1 protein-coding gene is annotated in these 580 nt (G+C 42.4%); it reads right to left on the bottom strand.

The genetic code is table 11. The features are described from left to right. Positions 1 to 94: 94 nt before the first annotated feature. The coding region (locus tag ACTNB3_RS17905) for an ATP-binding protein (RefSeq protein WP_441027315.1) at positions 95 to 580 on the bottom strand (486 nt) is incomplete at its 5' end.

The following is a 580-nucleotide window of genomic DNA, read 5'->3' as shown; positions in this document are numbered from 1 at the left end:
TGCAGTTTGCGCCCTCTGGCGGTCGCAAATGCGTTTTTCAACGGCCGCTATGCGGAGCAGAACGGCCGCTCGTATTTAGTTGATTGTTGATAAGTTATCGTATGTTTATCTTGATTGTGTAGTGTTTTGTTGCTCTTTTCATGATGGAATTAGCAGACACTTCATCATTCAAAATCATAGCTTTCCAGCTGTCTGGATCCCGTTGAGAGCAAACGATCGTACTCCGGTGCTGTTCATTGCGTTTCTCCAGTAATTCAAAAAGAATCTTGATTTCGCGCTCATCTGTGATCGTATGAAGCAGAAAGTCATCAAGGATGATCAGATCCCATTTAAGATACTTTTTCATCTTGCGGGCATATTTATCATAGTCCTGCTCTTTAAGAGCAACCATGCTCTCCAGGAGCTCTTCACTATGAAAATATCCAACGTTATATCTATTGCAGGCTTTAATACCAATGGCCTTGGCCAGATAGGACTTTCCGGCATCAGATTCGCCGAGAATACAAAGATTATAGCCCCTTTCAATGAAATCCAGTGAAGAAAGAACATCGGTTATCCCTGATGGAAGGTATTCTCTCTT

Origin of the sequence: Bariatricus sp. HCP28S3_D3 (assembly GCF_052065755.1) — a bacterium.
Classification (GTDB): Bacteria; Bacillota; Clostridia; order Lachnospirales; family Lachnospiraceae; genus Allocoprococcus.
The sequence above is the reverse complement of the archived record's forward strand: the minus strand, read 5'-3'. Positions and strand labels throughout refer to the sequence as shown.